At 61.2% G+C, this 23,775-nt stretch carries 19 protein-coding genes; 17 read left to right on the forward strand and 2 right to left on the reverse strand.

Features of this window, described 5'->3' with window-relative positions; all coding sequences use genetic code 11:
- Positions 1-24: 24 nt before the first annotated feature.
- The 3 genes from BLU48_RS05335 to BLU48_RS32195 all read left to right on the forward strand — a co-directional run bounded on the left by BLU48_RS05335 (position 25) and on the right by BLU48_RS32195 (position 2,881).
- Positions 25-459 carry an acyl-CoA thioesterase gene (locus BLU48_RS05335; RefSeq protein ID WP_057024630.1) on the forward strand — a complete coding sequence of 145 codons (435 nt, stop codon included), beginning with the start codon at positions 25-27 and terminating at the stop codon, positions 457-459.
- A 55-nt stretch (positions 460-514) separates the two neighbouring features.
- The gene (locus BLU48_RS05340; RefSeq protein WP_057024631.1) at positions 515-1,477 is read left to right on the forward strand and encodes a tRNA dihydrouridine synthase; all 963 of its coding nucleotides are present in this window, start codon (positions 515-517) and stop codon (positions 1,475-1,477) included.
- Between the two features lie 456 nt (positions 1,478-1,933).
- Positions 1,934-2,881: a hypothetical protein gene (locus BLU48_RS32195; protein ID WP_231989015.1), complete on the forward strand. Its 948-nt coding sequence runs from the start codon at positions 1,934-1,936 to the stop codon at positions 2,879-2,881.
- Between the two features lie 3 nt (positions 2,882-2,884).
- Here BLU48_RS32195 and BLU48_RS05350 read toward each other — a convergent pair whose 3' ends face one another.
- On the reverse strand, positions 2,885-6,163 hold the full coding sequence (locus BLU48_RS05350) for a sensor domain-containing protein (RefSeq protein WP_057024632.1): 3,279 nt from the start codon (positions 6,161-6,163) through the stop codon (positions 2,885-2,887).
- Between the two features lie 66 nt (positions 6,164-6,229).
- Positions 6,230-7,120, reverse strand: a complete 891-nt coding sequence (locus BLU48_RS05355; protein WP_057024633.1) for a LysR family transcriptional regulator — start codon at positions 7,118-7,120, stop codon at positions 6,230-6,232.
- A 140-nt stretch (positions 7,121-7,260) separates the two neighbouring features.
- Between BLU48_RS05355 and leuC the strand changes: the two genes are divergently transcribed.
- From leuC to purF, 14 genes are all read left to right on the forward strand, one after another.
- Positions 7,261-8,679, forward strand: a complete 1,419-nt coding sequence (gene leuC, locus BLU48_RS05360; protein WP_046068941.1) for a 3-isopropylmalate dehydratase large subunit — start codon at positions 7,261-7,263, stop codon at positions 8,677-8,679.
- Positions 8,680-8,689: 10 nt separating this feature from the next.
- Positions 8,690-9,334: a 3-isopropylmalate dehydratase small subunit gene (gene leuD / locus BLU48_RS05365; RefSeq protein ID WP_005789771.1), complete on the forward strand. Its 645-nt coding sequence runs from the start codon at positions 8,690-8,692 to the stop codon at positions 9,332-9,334.
- A 149-nt stretch (positions 9,335-9,483) separates the two neighbouring features.
- Positions 9,484-10,248 (forward strand): class I SAM-dependent methyltransferase, encoded by a 765-nt coding sequence (locus BLU48_RS05370; protein WP_057024634.1) that lies wholly within the window; start codon positions 9,484-9,486, stop codon positions 10,246-10,248.
- Positions 10,249-10,301: 53 nt separating this feature from the next.
- Entirely contained in the window at positions 10,302-11,384 is a 1,083-nt protein-coding gene (leuB, locus tag BLU48_RS05375) for a 3-isopropylmalate dehydrogenase (RefSeq protein ID WP_057024635.1), read from the forward strand.
- A 64-nt stretch (positions 11,385-11,448) separates the two neighbouring features.
- A complete protein-coding gene (gene asd, locus BLU48_RS05380) occupies positions 11,449-12,561 on the forward strand; it encodes an aspartate-semialdehyde dehydrogenase (RefSeq protein ID WP_005789767.1) in 1,113 nt (370 codons plus the stop codon).
- Between the two features lie 237 nt (positions 12,562-12,798).
- Positions 12,799-13,809 carry an aspartate-semialdehyde dehydrogenase gene (locus BLU48_RS05385; RefSeq protein WP_057024636.1) on the forward strand — a complete coding sequence of 337 codons (1,011 nt, stop codon included), beginning with the start codon at positions 12,799-12,801 and terminating at the stop codon, positions 13,807-13,809.
- A gap of 161 nt (positions 13,810-13,970) precedes the next feature.
- On the forward strand, positions 13,971-16,505 hold the full coding sequence (locus BLU48_RS05390) for a FimV/HubP family polar landmark protein (RefSeq protein ID WP_057024637.1): 2,535 nt from the start codon (positions 13,971-13,973) through the stop codon (positions 16,503-16,505).
- Between the two features lie 230 nt (positions 16,506-16,735).
- The gene (gene truA, locus BLU48_RS05395) at positions 16,736-17,560 is read left to right on the forward strand and encodes a tRNA pseudouridine(38-40) synthase TruA (RefSeq protein WP_057024638.1); all 825 of its coding nucleotides are present in this window, start codon (positions 16,736-16,738) and stop codon (positions 17,558-17,560) included.
- 64 nt (positions 17,561-17,624) lie between these two features.
- A complete protein-coding gene (locus tag BLU48_RS05400) occupies positions 17,625-18,257 on the forward strand; it encodes a phosphoribosylanthranilate isomerase (protein ID WP_057024639.1) in 633 nt (210 codons plus the stop codon).
- A gap of 242 nt (positions 18,258-18,499) precedes the next feature.
- Entirely contained in the window at positions 18,500-19,420 is a 921-nt protein-coding gene (accD, locus tag BLU48_RS05405) for an acetyl-CoA carboxylase, carboxyltransferase subunit beta (RefSeq protein ID WP_032888267.1), read from the forward strand.
- Complete coding sequence (gene folC, locus BLU48_RS05410; RefSeq protein ID WP_057024640.1) at positions 19,417-20,724, forward strand: bifunctional tetrahydrofolate synthase/dihydrofolate synthase; 1,308 nt, start codon at positions 19,417-19,419, stop codon at positions 20,722-20,724. Before accD ends, folC begins: the two co-directional genes overlap by 4 nt.
- The gene (locus BLU48_RS05415; protein ID WP_043051727.1) at positions 20,708-21,367 is read left to right on the forward strand and encodes an SPOR domain-containing protein; all 660 of its coding nucleotides are present in this window, start codon (positions 20,708-20,710) and stop codon (positions 21,365-21,367) included. Before folC ends, BLU48_RS05415 begins: the two co-directional genes overlap by 17 nt.
- Before the next feature lie 249 nt (positions 21,368-21,616).
- Complete coding sequence (locus BLU48_RS05420; RefSeq protein WP_005789751.1) at positions 21,617-22,174, forward strand: CvpA family protein; 558 nt, start codon at positions 21,617-21,619, stop codon at positions 22,172-22,174.
- Between the two features lie 41 nt (positions 22,175-22,215).
- Entirely contained in the window at positions 22,216-23,721 is a 1,506-nt protein-coding gene (gene purF, locus BLU48_RS05425) for an amidophosphoribosyltransferase (protein WP_015884965.1), read from the forward strand.
- Positions 23,722-23,775: the final 54 nt, after the last annotated feature.

The following is a 23,775-nucleotide window of genomic DNA, read 5'->3' on the forward strand; positions in this document are numbered from 1 at the left end:
GACATTAATCGACTGGAGCAAGGCATGGGCTGGGACCTGGCAACGCCGTTTATCATCGATCTGCAGGTCGCGCCTGAGGACATCGACGGCCTCGGGCACGCCAATAACGCAGTGTACGTGTCCTGGCTGGAGCGTTGTGCCTGGCGCCATTCCCAGCGCCTGGGGCTGGACCTCACCGAATACCGGCGCCTGGATCGTGCCATGGCCGTGGTGCGCCACGAGATCGATTACCTGGCGGCCGGCTATGAAGCGGATGAGCTGCAACTGGCCACCTGGATCGTCGATTGGGACCAGCGCCTGAAAATGACCCGTCGTTTCCAGCTGGTACGCCCCCGTGATGGCGCAACCCTGCTGCGTGCGCAAACCACCTTTGTGTGCATCGAGCTGTCCAGCGGCAAGCCCAAGCGTATGCCCGCCGAGTTTATTGAAGGTTATGGCCCCGCCCTGACCGGGGGTTAACGGTTACCGCAGGAAACCCAGTAAACTGCGCCACGATTTTTGTTGAGTGTTTTCCATGCAAATTGCCTTGGCGCCCATGGAGGGGTTGGTCGACAACATCCTGCGGGATGTGTTGACCCGCGTGGGCGGTATTGACTGGTGCGTGACCGAGTTCATCCGCGTCAACGACCGCCTGCTCACCCCTGCCTATTTCCATAAGCTCGCTCCGGAACTGCTGCACGGTGCCCATACGGCGGCAGGTGTACCGCTGCGTGTGCAACTGCTCGGCTCCGACCCGGTATGCCTGGCAGAAAATGCCGCCCTGGCCTGCGAGTTGGGCTCTGAAGTCATCGACTTGAACTTCGGTTGCCCGGCCAAGACCGTGAACAAATCCCGTGGTGGTGCGGTGCTGCTCAAGGAGCCGGAACTGCTCAACCAGATTGTCGAACACGTGCGCCGCGCCGTGCCTGCCCATATTCCGGTCACCGCCAAGATGCGCCTGGGCTTCGACAGCCCGGACGGGGCGTTGGTGTGCGCCACGGCCCTGGCCGAGGGCGGTGCTGCGCATATCGTGGTGCATGCGCGTACCAAAGCCGATGGTTACAAGCCGCCGGCCCATTGGGAGTGGATCCCGCGGGTGCAGGAGGTGGTCAAGGTGCCGGTGTTTGCCAACGGCGATATCTGGAGCGTCGAAGACTGGAAGCGTTGTCGCGAAATCAGTGGTGCCGAAGACATCATGCTGGGCCGTGGCTTGGTGGCGCGCCCTGACTTGGCGCGGCAGATCGTAGCCGCGAAGGCGGGCGAGGACGTGGTCGAAATGACCTGGGCGCAGATGCAGCCGATGCTGCAGGAATTCTGGCGCCAATCGGTGGCACAACTGACTGAAAAGCAGGCGCCCGGCCGCTTGAAGCAATGGCTGGCGATGCTGACACGCAATTACCCGGAGGCGGTGGAACTGTTCACGGCCCTGCGCCGTGAGACGCAATTGGAGCAGGTCAGTCGCCTATTGGGCATGCAGCACCCAGTCCCGTTGGATTGAACCAATTAAGTAAGTTTTACATGTACCTGACAGGGCTCTATTGGAGCCCTTTCTTTCGTGTGCGCTAAATACCATAAAAACGCAGCTGGAAGTTGCTTGAATATTATCGACTGTTTACATTTCAGCAGTTTATTAACGTATGTAAGGCTCGAAGTTAGTCAGCAGCGGCCTGGCGCAAGGACTTCAAGGGCACAGGCGAGGAGGGACACCCTTCAGTGCCTGTTGATGTCTTTATATGAGAAACGATTTCGGGAACTCGAAAGGCGGATTCTCCACGAATAGATGGACTGGGTGACACTGTTGTTCCAGTTCATAAAAATCAATCAATACCCGCACTGGAGCAGGGGCGGACGAGCGCCCCGAGACTGTGTATGAGCGGGCTTGGTTAAAATTTTAAGAAAAGCAGGCACCTTCGGGAACTCTGTATCCGTGGGATGCCTGTGTGTGGAGAAGTATATGTCTATCCATTCAATTAACAATATTGCGCGTATTGTAGATTTCAATAAGTTCGGTGGTCTGGCTGAGGCGAGTAATAAGTCAAGCCCAGCGCTATGGTCTGCCAGTGAGGGTATTAAGCGCGATGTAAGCGTTCCTCTCAGCGCGGTGTCGGAAAGTAAAACCGAAACTGACAAGTTGCCGGAAGTTCTTACTGCGTTGCGTTCAATTTCTTTTCAGTTACAAGAGTTGATATCCGATGGAAGAGATAGACGGGGCCGGGCACGCCCTGATGCACCTGCTCCTTCCGTAAAAGTTACCCCGCAGGTGACACCAGAACCTGTCGCCCCCAAGCCAGGTGCTGCATTGGAAATATCGGGGCTTTCCAGCAAGCGAAATGGCGCCAAGCCTGACAACATCTGGAGCGGGTTTCGCCAGGGCCCGGATGGCAACTGTGTGACGGTATCGGCCATCAAGGCGGCGATGTATCGATTTGGCCAGAGCCCCACGGATATTTTCAAGGAAGTGACCAAAACCAGTGGCGGCTACCAGGTGGTCATGCGGGATGACTTCAAGCTCACCCTGACCGACCGGGAGTTCGCCGAAGGAGCGCGAGGTGCGCGGTTTGTCGGCGCGGACAAGGGGATGCTCAAGGATGCGCAGTTTCTGTTCGCGGTCAGTGCCAAGCGTGCGCAGATGGAAAACAACGATCGTACGGCGGGCCGAAGCTTCCAGGCGGCGATCCGCAGTTTGAATAATGGCGAGGACGAGACCGGGCCGGGGGAAGGTTTCATGCGGCTGGGGTTGAAGAAGCATATGAAAAAGGTTTCTGTACGCGACCTTGCTAACGGGCAACTGGGTATGTGTAACCGGGCCATGCATTCGGTGGCGGTCATCAATGGCCGCGAAGAATTATGGGGGCGCCAAGGTTCGGCCCCTACGCGAGGTCAGGCCGTTGCGCTGATGTGATCGCTACTCCAGCAGTCGCCTGAACCCCTCTATCGGTAACGGCCGGCTGTGCAAATAACCCTGGAATAAATGGCAGCCCAGCTGTTGCAGGAACGCCAGTTGTTCCGGGGTTTCCACGCCCTCGGCAATCACCTCCAGGTTCAAGCTGCGCGCCATGGCCACAATGGCACGGATAATTTCCGCATCATTCGGGTCGTGAGTCGCATCGCGTACGAACGACTGATCGATTTTCAATGCATCCACCGGCAGGCGCTTGAGGTAGGTCAGGGATGAGTAGCCGGTGCCGAAATCATCCATTGCGAAGCTCACGCCTAGCTTTTTCAGGCGGCGCATCTTCGCCACGGTATCGTCAAGGTTCTGGATGACAATGCCTTCGGTGATCTCCAGTTTCAGCAGGCTGAAGGGTAGTTGGTGCTGTTCGAGGCTGCGTTCCACCCGCTCCACAAAATCATTTTGGCGAAACTGCCGCGGGCTGATGTTCACGCACAGGCTGAAATTGAGCGGGTCTACCAGGCCGTCGGCAATCAATTGTGCGAAGGCGCCGCAGGCTTCATCGAGAATCCAGGTGCCGACTTCCAGAATCAGGCCACTGTCTTCCAAAACCTTGATAAATTCCGTTGGCGACTGCGCCCCCAGTTGCGGATGCTGCCAGCGCACCAGGGCCTCGGCACCGACAATCCTGTTGCCGCGCGCGTCTACTTGAGGCTGGTAATGCACGCTGAACTCGCCGCGTGACAAAGCCAGGCGCAGGTCGGTTTCCATACGCAGGCGCTCGCTGGCGGTTTTTTGCATGCTGTTGTGGAACATCTGTGTGGTATTGCGCCCTGAATCCTTGGCGCGGTACAGGGCGATGTCGGCACGCTTGAGCAGGTCGGCCGGTGTGCTGCCATGGTCGGGAATCAGCGCCACGCCGATGCTCGGCGTGACCTGCAGCCGATGGCCGTCGAGGAACATCGGTTCCGAAAGTAACTCGCGAAGAGTGTCGGCCAATGCTTGCACCTGGCTGCTGACGGCCTGGCGCGAACCCTCCAGGCCGCTGAGCAGCACCACGAACTCATCGCCGCCCAGGCGTGCCACGGTGTCTTCCATGCGTACGCTGGCTTCCAGGCGTGCGGTGACAATTTTTAGTACGGTGTCGCCCACCGGATGGCCGAGGGAGTCGTTGATGTGCTTGAAGTGGTCGAGGTCAAGAAACAGCAGGGCGCCGCGCAAATTGTGGCGTTTGAGCAAGGCGATCTGCTGGCTCAGGCGATCCATCAGCAGCGCACGGTTGGGCAGGTTGGTGAGCGGGTCGTGGTACGCCAGGTGACGGATCTGCGCCTGGGCGTTTTTCAACAGGCTGACGTCCCGTGCGGTCAGCAGCAGGCATGGGGTTTCATTCAAGGTGATCGGCTCAACCGAAACCTCTACCGCCAACACCTCGCCACGTTTGTTGTGCCAGAGCATTTCCAGATGATGAATGCGGCCCTTGATCTGCAGCTCGGCCAGCAGGGCGGCGCGCTGGTTTTCATCGGCCCAGATGCCGATCTGGTAGAGGGTCAGGCCGATCACTTCCTCGGTGCGGTAACCGGTCAGGCGGCAAAAACCATCATTGACCTCCACATAACGGCCGCTGTCGCGTTCGGTGATGGAAATCGCGTCGGGGCTGGAGTGGAATGCCTTGGCGAATTTCTCTTCACTGGCCTTGAGCGCGGCTTCCGAGCGTTGCTGCTGGGTGATATCGCGCAGCGTGGTGACGATGCACGACTGGTCGCTTACCTTGATCAAGCGGCTGGAAATCACGCAGGTCAGGCTTTGGCCGTCCTTGTGATGCACTACGACGGCTACGTTGCTCAGGGCCTGTTCGCGAATCACCTGCTCGATGCGTTGCAGGCGCTTGCTGGAGTCGTCCCACAGGCCGATCTGCTCGGCGCTTCTGTCGATCACTTCGGCGGCGGTAAAGCCAAAGGTCTGGGTGAACGCGGGGTTGATCTCGATAAAGGCGCCGCTCTCCAGGTCGGTCACGCAGATCGGGTCGGGACTGGCCTGGAACAAGCTGGCGAATTTTTCTTCGGAGGCTGTGAGCCGTTGCTCGCGCTCGACCTGGTCGGTGATATCCAGCAACGTGCCGGCCATGCGCAAGGGGTGGCCGGACTCGTCGCGATACAGGCGCGCACGGCTTTCCAGGTAGCGTGGGCTGCCGTCCTCCATCAGCACGCGATAGGTCAACTGATAGTTGCCACCCGGACCTTCGCGCAAGCTGCGGTAGGCGTTGCGCATGCCCTCGCGATCTGCATCGGACATGCCTTCGAAAAACGCATCGAAGGACTCGTGGAACGGTGCCGGGTCCAGGCCGTGTAATTGCGCGGCGCGAGCCGAGCCGTAAAGCATGCCGCTGGGTATGTGCCAATCCCAGGTGCCCAGCTGTGCCGAATCCAGGGCCAGGTCCAGGCGTTCCTGGCTGTCCTTGAGCGCTTGTTCGGCATTTTTGCGCTCAGTGGTGTCCAGGAACGTGCTGATCAGGTAAGCCTCGCCTTCCAGCTCAACCTTTTGGGCGCTGAGCGTGCCGTCGTGGATCTGGCCGTTGCTGGCGCAGAACTGCACCTCCATGGTCATGGGCTCGCCCTTGCGTTGGGTGGCCTTGACCAGCAGTGCGCGTTGTTCAGGATCGCGCCACAAGCCCAGCTCCAGGGTGGTGCGGCCGATGGCGTCGGCCACCGGCCAGCCGAACAGCATTTCGAAGTACTGGTTGGCCTCGCTGATCAAGCCGTCGGCCTGGCGCGTCAGCAGCACCATGTTCGGGCACAAATGAAACAGCGTGGCGAAGCGCTTTTCTGAATGACTGAGGGCGTATTCGCGTTCGCGCTGATGCGTGATCTCACGAATCACTCCGATCATGCGGCGCCGACCCGCTTTATCTGGCGCCAGGCTGCCGCTGATCTCCAGCCAGTGCAGGCTGCCATCGGGCCACTGGATGCGGTGGTGCATGGCGCGCTCGAATGGCTCCCCGGCGAGTACCGCGTGAAAACCGCGTATTACGCGGGTTCGGTCTTCCGGTGCGAGCAGATCGAGATAGTCGAGGTCTTTGGGCAGCGGCTGGCGAGGATCAAAGCCAAATAGCGCCTGGGTGCCCCGGGACCAACTGATTTTTCCCGTATCGATTTCCCAGCACCAGGCACCCAGCCGGGCGGCATTGAGGGCCGCCAGCAACTGCGGAGCGCTGTCCCAGCTTTGTTCCGCCGCTTGAGGGTCCAGGGCGTAGATGCGGGGCAGGGGAGGTATCGGGTCGACGGGATTGCGCATTATCAAAGGGCCTTGGCTCGTTGGGAAAACAGCGCGGTAGTAGTTGGAACCCGGGGCCGCACGGTGTCATGCCGGTAACCCTGGCAGATCGACCTGTGCATCCAATAGGCTCATGAAGGCCCGCGCAGCGTTCGACAGCGTCCTTTCGGTGTGCACGATATAGCCTAGCTGGCGACTGAGCTGTATGCCCGGCAAAGCGATACTTGCCACCTGCTCATCGAGCATGGTGCGCGGCAACACGCTCCAGGCCAGGCCGATGGAGACCATCATCTTGATGGTTTCCAGATAATTGGTGCTCATGGCGATATTCGGCGCAAGGCCCTGGGCCTCGAACAACCGGCTGACAATGTGGTGGGTGAAGGTGTTGCCCCCGGGGAACACCGCCGGGTGCGCGGCGATATCGGCCAGGCTGATGGAGCCGTTGCTGATCAGGCTGTGTTCGGGCGCCACCACGAAATCCAGCGGGTCATCCCAGACCGGCGTGGCGCGCACCAGGTTGTGGGGCTCGGGCGCCAGGGTAATCACTGCCACTTCGGCACGACCGTGGAGGATTTCTTCGTAGGCCACTTCCGAATCGAGAAACTGAATATCCAACGCCACGTTCGGGTATTGCCGGGTGAACGTGCGCAGGATCGGTGGCAGGCGGTGCAGGCCTATATGGTGGCTGGTGGCCAGAGTGAGTCGCCCGCTGACTTCGCCGGTGAGGTTGGTCAGGGCGCGACGGGTGTCGTCCAGCACATTGAGGATCTGATAGGCGCGAGGCAGCAAGGCTCGCCCGGCTTCGGTCAAACCCACTTCACGGCCCAGGCGATCGAACAGACGCACCTTCAGTTGTTGTTCCAGGCCAGCGATGCGTTTGCTGATGGCCGGTTGGGTCAGGTGCAGGCGTTCGCCGGCACCAGAGAAACTGCCGGTTTCAGCGATGGCAATAAAGGCATTGAGGTTGGCCAGGTCCATGGGTGTATTCCAGTTGGTAATCCAAAGCATAAAAAATATGAATTTGAGTTATTTAATGTAGCGCCATACCATCAGCCTCACAAGCCAAAGGGTTATTGAAAAGCCCGGCGTATAGAAGCACCGCTGATGAGGACCGACTGATGGCCGGCAAAACGCTTTACGACAAGCTTTGGGATTCCCATGAAGTGAAACGTCGCGATGATGGATCGTCGCTGATCTATATCGACCGTCACATCATCCATGAAGTGACCTCGCCCCAAGCGTTCGAAGGCCTGCGACTGGCCGGGCGCAAGCCCTGGCGCGTCGACTCGATCATCGCCACTCCGGACCACAACGTGCCGACCACGCCTGAGCGCAAGGGCGGTATCGAAGCCATTGCCGATCAGGTCTCGCGTTTGCAGGTACAGACCCTCGACGACTACTGTGACGAATATGGCATCACCGAATTCAAGATGAATGATGTGCGTCAGGGTATCGTCCACGTCATCGGCCCGGAGCAGGGTGCGACCTTGCCGGGCATGACCGTGGTCTGCGGCGACTCTCATACCTCCACCCACGGTGCATTCGGCGCCCTGGCCCATGGCATCGGCACTTCCGAGGTGGAACATGTGTTCGCCACCCAGTGCCTGGTGGCCAAGAAGATGAAGAACATGCTGGTGCGCGTCGAAGGCACCTTGCCGTTTGGCGTGACCGCCAAGGACATCGTGCTCGCCGTGATCGGCAAGATCGGCACCGCTGGCGGCAACGGCCACGCCATCGAGTTTGCCGGCAGCGCGATTCGCGACCTGTCCATCGAAGGCCGCATGACCATCTGCAACATGTCCATCGAGGCCGGTGCGCGCGTGGGCATGGTGGCGGCGGACGAGAAAACCGTCGAGTACGTCAAAGGCCGCCCATTTGCCCCGCAAGGTGCCGATTGGGATGCCGCCGTGGAAGCCTGGAAGGACCTGGTGTCCGACGCCGATGCGGTGTTCGACACCGTGGTCGAGCTGGACGCCGCGCAGATCAAGCCACAGGTCAGTTGGGGCACTTCGCCGGAAATGGTCTTGGCGGTTGACCAGAACGTGCCGGACCCGGCGAAAGAGGCTGACCTGGTCAAGCGTGGTTCCATCGAGCGCGCCTTGAAGTACATGGGCTTGAAAGCCAACCAGGCGATTACCGACATCCAGCTGGATCGCGTATTCATCGGCTCCTGCACCAACTCGCGGATCGAAGACCTGCGCGCCGCGGCAGTGATCGCCAAGGGGCGCAAGGTCGCCTCGACCATCAAGCAAGCCATCGTGGTTCCAGGTTCCGGTCTGGTCAAAGCCCAGGCTGAAGCCGAAGGCCTGGACAAGATCTTCCTCGAGGCCGGTTTTGAGTGGCGCGAGCCGGGCTGCTCGATGTGCCTGGCGATGAACCCCGACCGCCTGGAGTCGGGCGAGCATTGCGCTTCCACTTCCAACCGTAACTTCGAAGGGCGTCAGGGCGCCGGCGGGCGCACCCACTTGGTCAGCCCGGCCATGGCTGCCGCGGCGGCCGTCAACGGTCGTTTCATCGACGTTCGCGAATTGATCTGAGGAATACCCGATGCGTGCTTTCACTCAACACACTGGCCTTGTCGCCCCTTTGGATCGCGCCAACGTCGATACCGACCAGATCATCCCCAAGCAGTTCTTGAAATCGATCAAGCGCACCGGGTTTGGCCCCAATCTGTTCGATGAGTGGCGCTACCTGGACGTGGGCTATGCCTACCAGGACAACTCCAAGCGCCCGCTGAACAAAGACTTTGTGCTCAACGCCGAGCGTTACCAGGGCGCCAGCGTGTTGCTGGCCCGGGAAAACTTCGGCTGCGGCTCCAGCCGTGAGCACGCGCCGTGGGCCCTGGAGGAATACGGCTTTCGCAGCATTATCGCGCCGAGCTATGCCGACATCTTCTTCAACAACAGCTTCAAGAACGGCTTGTTGCCGATCATTCTGAGCGATGCCGAAGTGGATGAGCTGTTCCAGCAGGTGGAAGCCAATGTGGGCTACCAGCTGACGGTGGACCTGGCCGCGCAGACCGTGACCCGTCCGGATGGCAAGGTGTATCACTTCGAGGTGGATGCGTTCCGTAAGCATTGCCTGATCAACGGCCTGGACGATATCGGCCTGACCTTGCAGGACGGCGATGCGATTGCGGCGTTTGAAGCCAGGCATCGGGCGAGCCAGCCTTGGTTGTTTCGCGATGCATAGATTGATGTAGGCAGGGCCGCCGCTATCGGGAGCAAGCCCCCTCCCACATTTGATCCAGTTCCTCCAGTTGAAATGCGATCAAATGTGGGAGGGGGCTTGCTCCCGATAGGGCCAGAACAAACACCACAAGGTCCATTGAGGAATCCCCCATGACCACCACCGCCCACACCCAAGTCGTGCAAAAGCAATTCGGCGAACAAGCCTCGGCCTACCTGAGCAGTGCGGTGCACGCCCAGGGCACCGAATTCGCGCTGCTCCAGGCCGAGCTGGCCGGGCAGGGCGCTGCACGACTGCTGGACCTGGGCTGCGGTGCCGGTCATGTGAGCTTCCATGTCGCACCCTTGGTCAACGAAGTGGTGGCCTACGACCTGTCCCAGCCGATGCTCGATGTGGTTGCAGCGGCTGCGGTTGAACGCGGCCTGGACAATATCCGTACCGTACACGGCGCCGCCGAACGCCTTCCCTTTGCCGATGGCGAGTTCGACTTCGTGTTCAGCCGCTACTCGGCCCACCATTGGAGCGACCTCGGCCTGGCCCTGCGCGAAGTGCGCCGAGTGCTCAAGCCAGGCGGCGTGGCGGCGTTTGTCGACGTCTTGTCACCGGGCAGCCCATTGCTGGACACTTACCTGCAAACCGTCGAAGTGCTGCGCGACACCAGTCACGTGCGTGACTACTCCGCCGCCGAGTGGATGCAGCAACTCAGCGAGTCCGGTCTGCATGTGCGCAACAGCCGCCGCCAGCGCCTGCGCCTGGAATACACGTCGTGGGTCGAGCGCATGCGCACGCCAGAGCTGTTGCGTGCGGCAATCCTTGAGCTGCAACAGGCGATGGGCCAGGAAGTACGTGATTACTACGAAATACAGGCCGACGGCACCTTCAGCACCGACGTGCTGGTGGTGTTTGCCGAACGCTGATTGATTTTTCCCGACCTGCCCGCGGGCGGGTCGCTTGATGAAATGAGGAACGCATGAGCAAGCAGATTTTGATTCTCCCTGGCGACGGTATTGGCCCGGAAATCATGGCCGAAGCGGTCAAGGTCCTGGAATTGGCCAACAGCAAGTACCGCCTGGGCTTCGAGCTGAGCCACGACGTGATCGGCGGCGCTGCCATCGACAAGCATGGCGTGCCCCTGGCTGACGAAACCCTGGACCGCGCCCGTGCGGCCGACGCCGTGCTGCTCGGCGCCGTGGGCGGGCCGAAATGGGACAAGATCGACCGTGACATCCGCCCCGAGCGCGGCTTGCTGAAAATCCGTGCGCAACTGGGCCTGTTCGGCAACCTGCGCCCGGCGATCCTCTATCCGCAGCTGGCCGACGCCTCGAGCCTCAAGCCGGAAGTGGTGGCAGGCCTGGATATCCTCATCGTGCGTGAGCTGACCGGCGGTATCTATTTCGGCTCGCCACGAGGTGTGCGTGAGTTGGAAAATGGCGAACGCCAGGCCTACGACACCCTGCCATACAGCGAGAGCGAAATTCGCCGTATTGCCCGGGTCGGTTTCGACATGGCTCGCGTGCGTGGCAAGAAGGTCTGTTCGGTGGATAAGGCCAACGTACTGGCCTCCAGCCAACTGTGGCGCGAAATCGTCGAGGAGGTCGCCAAGGACTACCCGGACGTCGAACTGAGCCACATGTACGTCGACAACGCCGCCATGCAACTGGTGCGCGCGCCCAAGCAATTCGACGTGATCGTCACCGACAACCTGTTCGGCGACATCCTGTCCGACCAGGCCTCGATGCTCACCGGTTCCATCGGCATGCTGCCGTCGGCGTCCCTGGACACCAACAACAAGGGCATGTACGAGCCGTGCCACGGTTCGGCGCCGGATATCGCAGGCCAGGGCATTGCCAACCCGTTGGCGACCATTTTGTCGGTATCGATGATGCTGCGTTACAGCTTCAACCTGAGTGAAGCAGCGGACGCGATCGAGAAAGCCGTCAGCCTGGTGCTGGACCGGGGCCTGCGTACCGGTGACATCTGGTCACAGGGTTGCACCAAGGTGGGTACGCAAGAAATGGGCGACGCAGTAGTCGCCGCGCTGCGGAATCTGTAATCTCTCGGGCCCGCTTGCAGTTGTTGCTGCAAGGCGGCCCACTTTTTAACAAGGTGTAGTTGCGATGAAACGTGTAGGTCTGATCGGTTGGCGCGGTATGGTCGGTTCCGTGCTCATGCAGCGGATGCTGGAAGAGCAGGATTTCGATCTTATTGAGCCGGTGTTTTTCACCACTTCGAACGTAGGTGGCCAAGGGCCGTCCGTGGGCAAGGATATCGCCCCGCTCAAGGATGCCTACAGCATTGAAGAGTTGAAGACCCTCGACGTGATCCTGACCTGCCAGGGTGGCGACTACACCAGCGAAGTCTTCCCCAAGCTGCGCGAAGCCGGCTGGCAGGGCTATTGGATCGATGCCGCCTCGAGCCTGCGCATGCAGGACGACGCAGTAATTATCCTGGACCCGGTCAACCGCAAGGTCATCGACCAGCAACTGGATGCCGGCACCAAGAACTACGTCGGCGGCAACTGCACCGTCAGCCTGATGCTGATGGGCCTGGGAGGCTTGTTCGAGGCCGGTTTGGTCGAGTGGATGAGCGCCATGACCTATCAGGCGGCCTCCGGTGCCGGCGCGCAGAATATGCGCGAGCTGATCAAGCAGATGGGCGCGACCCACGCAGCGGTCGCCGATCAACTGGCCGACCCGGCCAGCGCGATCCTCGACATCGACCGCCGTGTGGCCGAAGCCATGCGCAGCGATGCTTACCCGACCGAGAACTTCGGTGTGCCATTGGCCGGCAGCCTGATCCCGTGGATCGACAAGGAACTGCCCAACGGCCAGAGCCGCGAAGAGTGGAAGGCCCAGGCCGAGACCAACAAGATCCTCGGTCGCTTCAAGAACCCGATCCCGGTGGACGGTATCTGCGTGCGCATCGGCGCCATGCGTTGCCACAGCCAGGCGCTGACCATCAAGCTGAACAAAGACGTGCCGATCGCCGATATCGAAGGGCTGATCAGCCAGCACAACCCTTGGGTCAAGCTGGTGCCGAACAACCGCGATATCAGCATGCAGGAGCTGAGCCCGACCAAGGTCACCGGCACCCTGAATGTGCCGGTGGGCCGCTTGCGCAAGCTGAATATGGGCAGCCAGTTCCTTGGCGCGTTCACCGTCGGCGACCAACTGCTGTGGGGCGCGGCTGAGCCGTTGCGTCGTATGTTGCGGATCCTGCTGGAGCGTTGATCGCTTAAGGTAGTAAGAGAAACCCGCGTTCTGGTGACAGGCGCGGGTTTTTTGTTGATCTTTCGGGCCCAATCGGGGGCAAGCCCCCTCCCACATTTGAATGCGTTCACACTCAACATGTGGGAGGGGGCTTGCCCCCGATTGAGCCATCAGCCACACCACAAGGCCCAGGCTAATTGCCTCACCCCCAACCACCCGGTAAAGTGCCGCTCCCCCGTAACGCCCGAGGCAACCCTCATGACCCAGACCTTTGAAATCGCCGTGATCGGCGCCACCGGCACCGTGGGTGAAACCCTGGTGCAGATCCTTGAAGAGCTGAATTTCCCGGTGGGCACCTTGTATTTGCTGGCGGGCAGTAACTCGGCGGGGGCTTCGGTGCCGTTTCGTGGCAAGAACGTGCGGGTCAAGGAGGTCGACGAGTTCGATTTCAGCAAGGCGCAGTTGGCCTTCTTTGCGGCAGGCCCGGCGGTGACCCTGAGCTTCGCCCCGCGCGCCACGGCCGCCGGTTGTTCGGTGATCGACTTGTCCGGCGCACTGCCGGCCGAGCAGGCGCCGCAAGTCGTACCGCAGGCTAACGCCCATGTGCTGGAGGGTTTGAAAAAGCCGTTCCAGCTCGGCAGCCCAAGCCCTTGCGCCACTTACCTTGCGGCGGTGCTGGCGCCGCTGCGTGGCTTGGTGGACATCCAGCGCGTCAGTGTCACCGCCAACCTGGCGGTCTCCGCCCAGGGCCGCGAAGCCGTCAGCGAGTTGGCTCGCCAGACTGCCGAGCTGTTGAACGTGCGTCCGCTGGAGCCGAAGTTCTTCGACCGGCAAATGGCTTTCAATCTGTTGGCACAAGTCGGTACCCCAGATGCCCAGGGTCATACAGAGCTGGAAAAACGCCTCGTACATGAGTTGCGTGCCGTGCTGGAAACACCTTTGCTAAAGATTTCCGCAACCTGCGTTCAAGCCCCGGTGTTTTTTGGCGATAGCCTGACTGTGTCGTTGCAATTGGCCGCGCCGGTCGATCTGGTCGCGGTGAACCGCGCCCTCGAGGCGGCGCCGGCTATCGAGCTGGTCGAGGAGGGCGATTATCCAACGGCTGTAGGCGACGCCGTCGGCCAGGACGTTGTATACGTAGGACGAGTTCGCGCAGGTGTCGACGACCCCGCGGAACTAAATCTGTGGCTGACGTCAGATAACGTACGCAAGGGCTCGGCCCTGAACGCCGTGGAATTGGCGCAGTTGTTGATAAAAGGCCTTGTGTAAAAGATACTTGGCGGCAATTTGTAGATTGATTCTAGCCAGGCGCTATGCTTGGCCCCAAGTGGAACACAAGCGCGTCGGTAACCTATCGGCTCGCCATGCCTTATGGCAGCGGTTACCAACCTTCTCGCAGGGCGGGGAGTGTTCAAACAAAGGATGAGGCTATGGTTCAAGTTCGCAAACTGGTGTTAGCAATAGCGGCCGCCTCGGCGCTGACCTCCGGTATGGCGCAGGCGCTGCAACTTGGGGAGATGACCCTCAAGTCGAAGTTGAACCAGCCGCTGTCGGTGGAAATCGAATTGCGCGACGTCGGCGGCCTCACGGCGTCCGAGATCGCGCCGAGCCTGGCTTCGGCCCAGGCTTTCGTGGATGCGGGTGTCGACCGCCAGGCGTTTCTCGATGACCTGACGTTCACCCCGGTGATCAACCCCGAAGGTCGCAGCGTCGTGCGGGTGACCTCCAGCAAGCCGCTGCCCGATTCCTATGTGCGTTTCCTGATGCAGGTGCAATGGCCCAACGGCCGCCTGATGCGTGACTACAGCGTGCTGCTCGACCCGGCCAGGTTCGACCAGCCGGCCCCGACTGCCAGCGCGCCGGCCAGCACTGCGCCCGTGGTCAGCCAGCCCGCCCAGCACACCACCACTTCCCACGACACCTTGTGGGAAATTGCAGCGAAGAATCGCAATGGTGCCTCGATCCAGCAGACGATGCTGGCCATTCAGGCGCTCAATCCTGATGCCTTTGTCGACGGCAATATCAACCGCCTGAAAACCGGCCGGGTCCTGCGCCTGCCGGATGCCACACAAAGCACTGCGCTGGCGCAACCGCAAGCGATCGCCGAAGTAAGCGCGCAGAACGCCGCCTGGCGCCAAGGCCGCCGTACCCCTCAAGGCCAAGTGGCTGGCAAGGCGCAACTGGATGCGACCAAACGCACCCAGGCCGGCAATGCGCCGTCGAGCACCACAGCCCAGGACAACTTGAGCCTGGTCTCGGCCGAGTCCGCCAAGAAAGGCGTGAAGGGCCAGGCCGCTGACAGCCGTGCCCTGAGCGACAAACTGGCGATGACCCAGGAAGAGCTGGACACCACGCGCCGTGACAACGAAGAGCTGAAAAGCCGCGCCGCCGACTTGCAGAGCCAGTTGGACAAGCTGCAAAAGCTGATTCAACTGAAGAATGACCAGCTCGCCCGCTTGCAGGCTGAAAAAGGTGAGCCGGCGACGGCGGCCATGCCTGCGCAGCTGGCCGGCGAGCCCGAGGCAGCGCCGGCAACACCTGCGGCACCCGTTGCGGCTCCGGCTCCGGCCCCTGAACCTGCCCCTGCTGAGCCGGTCAAGCCGGCTGCAGCGCCTGCCAGCACCGAAGGCAAGTTCAACGACCTGCTGACCAACCCGATTGTGCTTGGCATCCTTGGCGGCGCAGCCATCCTGGTGGTACTGCTGCTCTTGCTGCTGTGGGCGCGTCATCGCAATGCCCGCCGCGAAGAAGAAAAACACCTGCGCATGGCCCGGGCGTTGGCCGAAGAGCCTGAGTTTGCCCCCAATATTGACCAAGACCTGCCGCCCGACAGTTTCGAAGGCCTTGAAGTGCCGCCGCCGAGCGTCAAGCTGGCGGCCGCGCCAGCGCCTGCCCCGGTGGTTGAGCCCGTTGTCGTGCCGACTGTCGCCTCTGTGCTCGCACCGCTGGCTGTGGCCGTGGCCCAGGAGAACTCCAGCGATGCCCTGGCGCAAGCCCAGTCCCATATCGACCGTGGTCACCTGAACCAGGCGGCTGATGTGCTCGAGCAAGCCATCAAGCATGAGCCCAAGCGTAGCGACCTGCGCCTGAAGCTGATGGAAGTCTACGGCCTGCAGAACGACAAGGACGGTTTCGTCACCCAGGAACGCCAATTGGTGGCCAACGGTGAGAACCATGCCCAAGTCGAGCAGCTGAAGGCGCGCTTCCCGGCCATGGCCGTGTTGGCGGCGGGTGTCAGTGCCGCAGTGGCTGCGGCCGCGCTGGATGCGCAATACGTCAAGGACCTGCTCGACGATAAGCCGGCTCCGACGCCGCAGGCGGATGCAGCTGCGTTCGACACCGATTTCGACCTGAGCCTGGATGATCTGGAAGCCGCTTCGCCAGCCGAGATCGCGCAAGACCAGCAAACCTTTGAAGCGCTGTTGCAGCAACAGACCGCAGCCAAGCCTGATGCGCAGGACCTGTCGGACTTCGACCTGGACCTGCAGCTGGAGCCGCCGGCGTCGCAGTCCGATGACGACTTCCTCTCGGGGCTCGAAGGGCAGGTGGCGGATGTGCTGCCGGTAGATCCCCCCACCCTGACACCCGCCGCACTGGACGAATTCGAACTGCCGGAAGACTTCGATCTTTCTCTGGCTGATGAACCGAGCGCCACCGCAGCCAAGCCCGACGCCTTTTCGTCGGAGCTCGATGATGTCAACGCTGAACTGGACCGCTTGTCCCAGAGCCTGGAACATCCGCCCATCGAGCCTTCCTTCACCGCAGAAGATGCGGCGTTGGGCGGTGATGAGCCGGAATTCGACTTCCTCTCGGGCACCAATGAGGTCGCCACCAAGCTGGACCTGGCCCAGGCGTACATCGACATGGGTGATGCGGACGGTGCCAAGGATATCCTGTCTGAAGTGTTGACCGAGGGTGATGAAGGTCAGCGTAGCGAAGCCAAGGAAATGCTCGGCCGCATCTGAAGCCAGGCGCTGTAACAGTGTGGGAGGGGGCTTGCTCCCGATAGCAGTGGCTCAGTCAATGAACCTGTTGACTGATACTCCGCTATCGGGAGCAAGCCCCCTCCCACATTTGTTTGGCATCGATCCATAACAAAACGCCCGCCCCGCATCCGGCGCCTTTATAATGCCCGCCTTTGCGCAATTCATCAGGCTCTCAGTTCTTGGCAAATATAGATAACGCGGCCGCCGAAATGGCGGCCGCAGGCTTTTACCGCATCGCCCTGGGCGTGGAATACAAAGGCTCGCGCTATCGCGGCTGGCAGCGCCAGGCGTCTGGCGTGCCGACGGTGCAGGAAACCCTGGAAAACGCCCTGTCCAAAGTCGCTGATTCGCCGGTGTCGCTGATGTGTGCCGGGCGTACCGACGCGGGTGTCCACGCTTGTGGCCAGGTGGTGCATTTCGACACCCAGGCCGAGCGCTCAATGAAGGCATGGGTGATGGGCGCCAATATCAACTTGCCCCATGACGTCAGTGTGAGCTGGGCCAAGGTCATGCCGGCGCACTTTCATGCGCGCTTCAAGGCCATCGCCCGGCGTTACCGCTACGTGATCTACAACGATCAGATCCGCCCCGCGCACCTCAACGAAGAGATCACCTGGAACCATCGCCCGCTGGATGCCGAACGCATGGCCGAGGCCGCGCAGTACCTGGTGGGTGTGCATGACTTCAGCGCCTTCCGTGCCGGCCAGTGCCAGGCCAAGTCGCCAATCAAGGAAGTCCACCACCTGCGGGTCACCCGGCACGGCAAGATGATCGTGCTGGATATCCGCGCCGGGGCCTTCCTGCATCATATGGTGCGCAACATTGCCGGCGTACTGATGACCATCGGCACCGGCGAGCGCCCGGTGGAGTGGGCCAGGGAAGTGCTGGAAAGCCGCATTCGCCGCACGGGCGGCGTCACGGCGCACCCGTTTGGCCTGTATCTGGTGGATGTGGAGTACCGCGACGAGTTCCAATTGCCGGAACGCTTTATCGGGCCACACTTCCTCACAGGTTTCAGCGAACTTGGCGGCTGACGCCTGGAAAAGCTTTTGTTACCATCCGGGACTTTCACGGTCCAAACCCTGAGGTTCCTACGATATGCCAGCCGTTCGCAGCAAGATTTGCGGGATTACCCGCATAGAAGACGCGCTCGCGGCAGTCGAGGCGGGGGCGGACGCCATCGGTTTAGTGTTTTATGCCAGGAGCCCGCGGGCGGTGAATGTGTTGCAGGCGCGGGCAATCATAGCCGCGCTGCCACCGTTCGTGACCACGGTGGGCTTGTTCGTCAATGCCAGCCGTTGCGAGCTCAACGAAACCCTGGATGCCGTGTCGCTGGACATGCTGCAGTTCCACGGCGACGAAAGCCCTGAGGCATGCGAGAGCTACCAGCGTCCGTATATCAAGGCGTTGCGGGTCAAGGCGGGAGACGACATCGGCGCTGCGTGCGCAGCCTATGCCGGTGCTCGCGGGATCCTGCTGGACACCTACGTCGAAGGCGTACCGGGCGGCACGGGCGAGGCGTTCGATTGGTCGCTGATTCCTGCGGGCCTGAGCAAGCCGATCATTCTTGCCGGCGGGCTCAATCCGGCCAATGTCGCGGCGGCAATCGCCCAGGTCCGACCCTATGCGGTGGATGTCAGCGGCGGGGTAGAGCAGGCCAAGGGCGTCAAGGACCATGGCAAGATTCGCGCATTTGTGCAGGCCGTGCGCAACAGCAGTAGTGGGATGTGACGGCTGGCAGTCTGCCGCCGTCCATAACTACCACTGTGTAAAACAGCCCGGCACCGCCTGTGGTGGGCCGGAAATGAAGTGGCAACCCTGCGCTGGCAGGTTGTCTGGAGGCTGAGGATACAGGCAGGAAATGGCAGGTCGAACGTCTGACCCCGTCCCGCAGGTATCATCGCCACATATGAATTTAGCTCAAGGGCATACGCGGGGCTGTGTTCAAGCCACCGGTACTGGAGAAAGAAAGCATGAGCAACTGGTTAGTAGACAAACTGATCCCTTCGATCATGCGTTCCGAGGTGAAGAAAAGCTCGGTTCCTGAAGGTCTGTGGCACAAGTGCCCATCCTGCGACGCGGTGCTGTACCGCCCGGAGCTGGAAAAGACCCTGGACGTTTGCCCCAAGTGCAACCACCACATGCGTATCGGCGCGCGCGCGCGCATCGACATCTTTTTGGATGCCGACGGCCGCAACGAACTGGGCGCTGATCTGGAGCCGGTTGACCGCCTCAAGTTCCGCGATGGCAAGAAATACAAGGACCGCCTGACCGCTGCGCAGAAGCAGACCGGTGAGAAAGACGCGCTGATCTCGGTCAGCGGCAAGCTGCTGGGCATGCCGGTGGTTGTCTCGGCCTTCGAGTTCTCCTTCATGGGCGGTTCCATGGGCGCCATCGTCGGCGAGCGTTTCGTACGCGCTGCCAACTACGCCCTGGAAAACCGCTGCCCGATGATCTGCTTCGCCGCCTCCGGTGGTGCGCGTATGCAGGAAGCCCTGATCTCCCTGATGCAAATGGCCAAGACTTCGGCGGTATTGGCGCGTCTGCGTGAAGAGGGCATCCCGTTCATCTCCGTACTGACCGACCCGGTCTACGGCGGCGTTTCCGCCAGCCTGGCGATGTTGGGTGATGTGATCGTCGGCGAGCCCAAGGCGTTGATCGGTTTTGCCGGCCCGCGAGTGATTGAGCAAACCGTGCGGGAAAAACTGCCGGAAGGCTTCCAGCGCAGCGAATTCTTGCTGGAGCATGGCGCAATCGACTTGATCATTCCTCGTGGCGAACTGCGCCCACGCCTGGGCAACCTGCTGGCGCAAATGATGGGCCTGCCGACTCCCGTGTACGTCGCCCCTAAAGTCGAGCCAATTGTCGTGCCGCCGGTGCCTGCAAACCTATGACCCAACGTACCCTGGGCGAATGGCTCGCCTACCTTGAGCAGTTGCATCCGTCCGCCATCGACATGGGCCTGGAGCGCTCGCAACAGGTAGCGGCCCGCCTTGGGTTGGGCCAGCCGGCACCGCGTGTGATCACGGTGACCGGCACCAACGGCAAGGGCTCCACCTGTGCCTTTGTCGCCGCGCTGTTGCAGGCCCAGGGCCTGAAAGTCGGCGTGTACAGTTCGCCGCACCTGCTGCGCTACAACGAGCGCGTGCAGCTCAATGGTGTCGAAGCCACCGACGAACAGTTATGCGAAGCCTTCGCCGCCCTGGATGCCGGGCGTGGCGATATTTCCCTGACTTATTTCGAGATGGGCACCCTGGCGGCGTTCTGGCTGTTCGAGCGTGCGCAACTGGATGTGGTGGTGTTGGAGGTCGGCCTCGGAGGGCGCCTGGACACGGTCAATGTGGTGGATGCCGACCTGGCGTTGGTCACCAGCATTGGTGTCGACCACGCCGACTACCTGGGCGATACCCGTGAGTCGGTGTCGTATGAGAAGGCCGGGATCTTCCGCCAGGGCAGGCCGGCGCTGTGTGGCGATCTGGATCCGCCGCAACCCTTGCTGGACAAGGTGCGTGAACTTGAGTGCCCATTCTACCTGCGCGGTCGCGAATTCAATCTTGAAATCGGTGCTTCCCACTGGCAATGGCGCGGGCGTGATGCGCGTGGCAAGGCGGTAGAACTGCTGGATCTGCCGCTGTTGAACCTGCCGATGGAAAACGCTGCGCTGGCGCTGCAAGCCTACCTGCTGTTGGACCTGCCTTGGAACGCCGGGCAGATTGCCGCGACGTTGCTGGCGACCAAAGTAGTGGGGCGCCTGGATCGCCGGGCCTTCGAATGGGCAGGCAAACGCCTGAACCTGTTGTTGGATGTGGGGCACAACCCCCATGCTGCCCACTACCTGGCGCAGCGCCTGTCGCGCACGCCACCGGCCGGTCGTCGCCTGGCCGTGTTCGGGTTGTTGGCCGACAAGGATCTCGACGGCGTGGTTGCACCGTTGCTGGGCAGCGTTCAGTCTTGGGCCGTTGCGCCGCTGGATACGCCGCGTAGCCGCCCGGCGGTTGAGCTGGAAGTTGCGTTGCAGAACCTTGGTGCGCCGGTGGCGTCGTATGCAAGCGTCACCGCTGCCCTCGAGGCTCAGTGTGCGGTAGCGACCGCCGACGACGAAATCCTGTTGTTCGGATCATTTTATTGTGTCGCCGAGGCGCTCGAATGGTTGGCCCGGCGCTCCACGGAGGAAGCTGCACATGGCATTACTGGATAGCGCGTACAAGCAGCGAATGGTCGGAGCCCTGGTGTTGGTGGCATTGGCGGTGATTTTCCTGCCGATGCTGTTTTCCCGCCAGGATGAGCAGCGCCAGGTCGTGGTTGAGGCACCTGCCGCACCCCAGGCGCCCGTGGTGCCTCAGGTTCAGGTCGAGCCGGTGGTGGTGCCTGAGCCTCAGGCATTGCCAGAGGAAGAGCCCGTGCCGACTGACGAGGAGGTCGCCGCGCAAGAGGCGCCTTCGATGCCGGTGCAGCCGAGTGTGCCGGTGGTCAAGCCGACACCGGCCCCGACAGTCGCCGCCAAACCGGCTGCGCCTGCACCAGCGCCCAAGCCGGTAGCGCCGCAGCCTGCCGCGCCGGGTAAGCCGGACGTGGGCCAGAGTCGCATCGACCCCAATGGCCTGCCGATCAGTTGGTCGATCCAACTGGCCAGCCTGGCCAATCGCGAAAGTGCCGATGCCTTGCAGAAAAAGCTGCGAGCCCAAGGCTATAACGCTTATATCCGTAGTGCCGATGGCAAGAATCGCGTGTTTGTCGGGCCGCTGATCGAGCGTGCCGAGGCTGATCGCCTGCGGGACTTGCTGGGGCGCCAGCAGAACCTCAATGGGTTTGTGGTGCGCTTCCAGCCTGAGCGCGGCTGATTCAAGCAGGCAGTAATGCAATCTAAATGTGGGAGGGGGCTTGCTCCCGATAGCGGTGGGTCAGTGTCAGTTGTATTGACTGATCCATCGCTATCGGGAGCAAGCCCCCTCCCACAGTGGTTTATGGTGGGCTTGAAATGGCGTTCATACCGCCCAATCTATTGATTTGCAAAGCACCCGCAATCACAGCTTACCCATCGCCCGGCGCTCTGCTAAAATGCGCCGCCTTATCCGTACGTAGGCTGCACTGTGCCATTTACCTGGGTTGATTGGGCGATTGTTGCCATCGTCGCCATCTCCGCTTTGATCAGTCTGAGCCGCGGCTTCGTAAAAGAAGCACTGTCGTTGCTGACCTGGATCATTGCAGGAGTCGTAGCCTGGATGTTCGGTGGTTCACTGTCGGTCTACCTGGCTGGGTACATCGAGACACCTTCGGCTCGCGTCATCGCGGGCTGCGCCATCATGTTCATCGCCACGCTGCTGGTGGGGGCAATGGTCAATTATCTTATTGGCGAGTTGATACGTGTCACCGGCCTCTCCGGGACCGATCGATTTCTCGGCATGGCCTTCGGCGCTGCGCGTGGCGCGTTGCTGGTGGTCGTGGCGGTCGGGCTGTTGAGCCTGGGGCCGGTACAGCAGGATTCGTGGTGGCAGGAGTCGGTACTCGTGCCAAAATTTCTATTGGTTGCAGATTGGTCCAAGAACCTCATCCTGGGGTGGAGCAGTCAGTGGCTGGCCAGCGGAATCAGCGTACCCGCTGATCTTCCGTTCAAGGAACACCTCTTGCCGGCGCAAACGCCTCAGTAAGCTGTGTTCAGTCAAGATTCATTAAGTAGGGGTTGCGTCGCATGTGTGGCATCGTCGGTATCGTCGGTAAGTCGAACGTCAATCAGGCGCTGTATGACGCGCTAACCGTCCTCCAGCACCGCGGCCAGGACGCTGCCGGTATTGTGACCAGCCACGACGGCCGGTTATTCCTGCGCAAGGACAATGGCCTGGTGCGTGACGTGTTCCATCAGCGTCACATGCAGCGCCTCGTCGGGCACATGGGCATTGGCCATGTGCGCTACCCGACTGCCGGTAGCTCGACCTCGGCCGAGGCTCAACCGTTCTACGTCAACTCGCCTTATGGCATTACCTTGGCGCACAACGGCAACCTGACCAACGTTGAACAACTGGCCAAGGAGATTTACGAATCTGACCTGCGCCACGTCAACACCAGTTCCGACTCGGAAGTGCTGCTCAACGTGTTCGCCCACGAGCTGGCCCAGCGCGGCAAGCTGCAGCCGACCGAAGAAGACGTGTTCGCCGCTGTTACTGACGTGCACAACCGTTGCGTCGGTGGCTACGCGGTAGTGGCCATGGTCACCGGTTATGGCATCGTCGGTTTCCGCGACCCCCATGGCATCCGCCCGATCGTGTTCGGCCAGCGTCACACCGACGAAGGCGTCGAGTACATGATCGCGTCCGAAAGCGTGTCCCTGGATGTACTGGGCTTCACCCTGATCCGCGACCTGGCGCCGGGCGAAGCTGTCTACATCACCGAAGACGGCAAGCTGCACACCCGCCAGTGCGCCGTGGCGCCGAAGCTCACCCCATGCATCTTCGAGCACGTCTACCTGGCGCGTCCGGATTCGATCATCGACGGCGTTTCGGTCTACAAGGCGCGCCTGCGTATGGGCGAGAAACTCGCCGAGAAGATCCTGCGCGAGCGTCCTGAGCATGATATCGACGTGGTCATTCCGATTCCGGACACCAGCCGTACCGCTGCCCTGGAACTGGCCAACCATTTGGGCGTCAAGTTCCGCGAAGGCTTCGTCAAGAATCGCTACATTGGCCGTACCTTCATCATGCCTGGCCAGGCTGCACGCAAGAAGTCGGTGCGCCAGAAGCTCAACGCCATTGAGCTTGAGTTCCGTGGCAAGAACGTGATGCTGGTGGACGACTCCATCGTGCGTGGCACCACCTGCAAGCAGATCATCCAGATGGCCCGCGAAGCCGGGGCGAAGAACGTGTACTTCTGCTCCGCAGCGCCTGCGGTGCGTTACCCGAACGTGTACGGTATCGACATGCCGAGCGCCCATGAGCTGATCGCACACAATCGTTCGACCCAGGACGTGGCCGACCTGATCGGCGCCGACTGGCTGATCTACCAGGACCTGCCAGACCTGATCGAAGCGGTCGGCGGTGGCAAGATCAAGATCGACCAGTTCGACTGTGCCGTGTTCGACGGCAAGTACGTGACCGGTGATGTCGACGAGGCTTACCTGAACAAGATCGAGCAGGCGCGCAACGACTCGTCCAAGATCAAGACCCAGGCGGTCAGTGCGATCATCGACCTGTATAACAACTGAGTAACAACCGGCCCTGAGGGGCCGGTTTTGTATCTTAAATAAAGTATTGAGTAA

The sequence above is a fragment of the Pseudomonas synxantha genome, from assembly GCF_900105675.1.
Taxonomy (GTDB): domain Bacteria; phylum Pseudomonadota; class Gammaproteobacteria; order Pseudomonadales; family Pseudomonadaceae; genus Aquipseudomonas; species Aquipseudomonas synxantha.

Bases quoted from the DNA above. Each gene is read 5' to 3' on its own strand.
- folC (WP_057024640.1), top strand. From the start codon at position 19,417: ATGACCCAACGTACCCTGGGCGAATGGCTCGCCTACCTTGAGCAGTTG.
- purF (WP_015884965.1), top strand. From the start codon at position 22,216: ATGTGTGGCATCGTCGGTATCGTCGGTAAGTCGAACGTCAATCAGGCG.
- BLU48_RS32195 (WP_231989015.1), top strand. From the start codon at position 1,934: ATGTCTATCCATTCAATTAACAATATTGCGCGTATTGTAGATTTCAAT.
- leuB (WP_057024635.1), top strand. From the start codon at position 10,302: ATGAGCAAGCAGATTTTGATTCTCCCTGGCGACGGTATTGGCCCGGAA.
- BLU48_RS05370 (WP_057024634.1), top strand. From the start codon at position 9,484: ATGACCACCACCGCCCACACCCAAGTCGTGCAAAAGCAATTCGGCGAA.
- leuD (WP_005789771.1), top strand. From the start codon at position 8,690: ATGCGTGCTTTCACTCAACACACTGGCCTTGTCGCCCCTTTGGATCGC.
- BLU48_RS05335 (WP_057024630.1), top strand. From the start codon at position 25: ATGGGCTGGGACCTGGCAACGCCGTTTATCATCGATCTGCAGGTCGCG.
- BLU48_RS05350 (WP_057024632.1), bottom strand. From the start codon at position 6,163: ATGCGCAATCCCGTCGACCCGATACCTCCCCTGCCCCGCATCTACGCC.
- asd (WP_005789767.1), top strand. From the start codon at position 11,449: ATGAAACGTGTAGGTCTGATCGGTTGGCGCGGTATGGTCGGTTCCGTG.
- BLU48_RS05355 (WP_057024633.1), bottom strand. From the start codon at position 7,120: ATGGACCTGGCCAACCTCAATGCCTTTATTGCCATCGCTGAAACCGGC.
- accD (WP_032888267.1), top strand. From the start codon at position 18,500: ATGAGCAACTGGTTAGTAGACAAACTGATCCCTTCGATCATGCGTTCC.
- BLU48_RS05385 (WP_057024636.1), top strand. From the start codon at position 12,799: ATGACCCAGACCTTTGAAATCGCCGTGATCGGCGCCACCGGCACCGTG.
- leuC (WP_046068941.1), top strand. From the start codon at position 7,261: ATGGCCGGCAAAACGCTTTACGACAAGCTTTGGGATTCCCATGAAGTG.
- BLU48_RS05390 (WP_057024637.1), top strand. From the start codon at position 13,971: ATGGTTCAAGTTCGCAAACTGGTGTTAGCAATAGCGGCCGCCTCGGCG.
- BLU48_RS05340 (WP_057024631.1), top strand. From the start codon at position 515: ATGCAAATTGCCTTGGCGCCCATGGAGGGGTTGGTCGACAACATCCTG.
- BLU48_RS05415 (WP_043051727.1), top strand. From the start codon at position 20,708: ATGGCATTACTGGATAGCGCGTACAAGCAGCGAATGGTCGGAGCCCTG.
- BLU48_RS05400 (WP_057024639.1), top strand. From the start codon at position 17,625: ATGCCAGCCGTTCGCAGCAAGATTTGCGGGATTACCCGCATAGAAGAC.
- truA (WP_057024638.1), top strand. From the start codon at position 16,736: ATGGCGGCCGCAGGCTTTTACCGCATCGCCCTGGGCGTGGAATACAAA.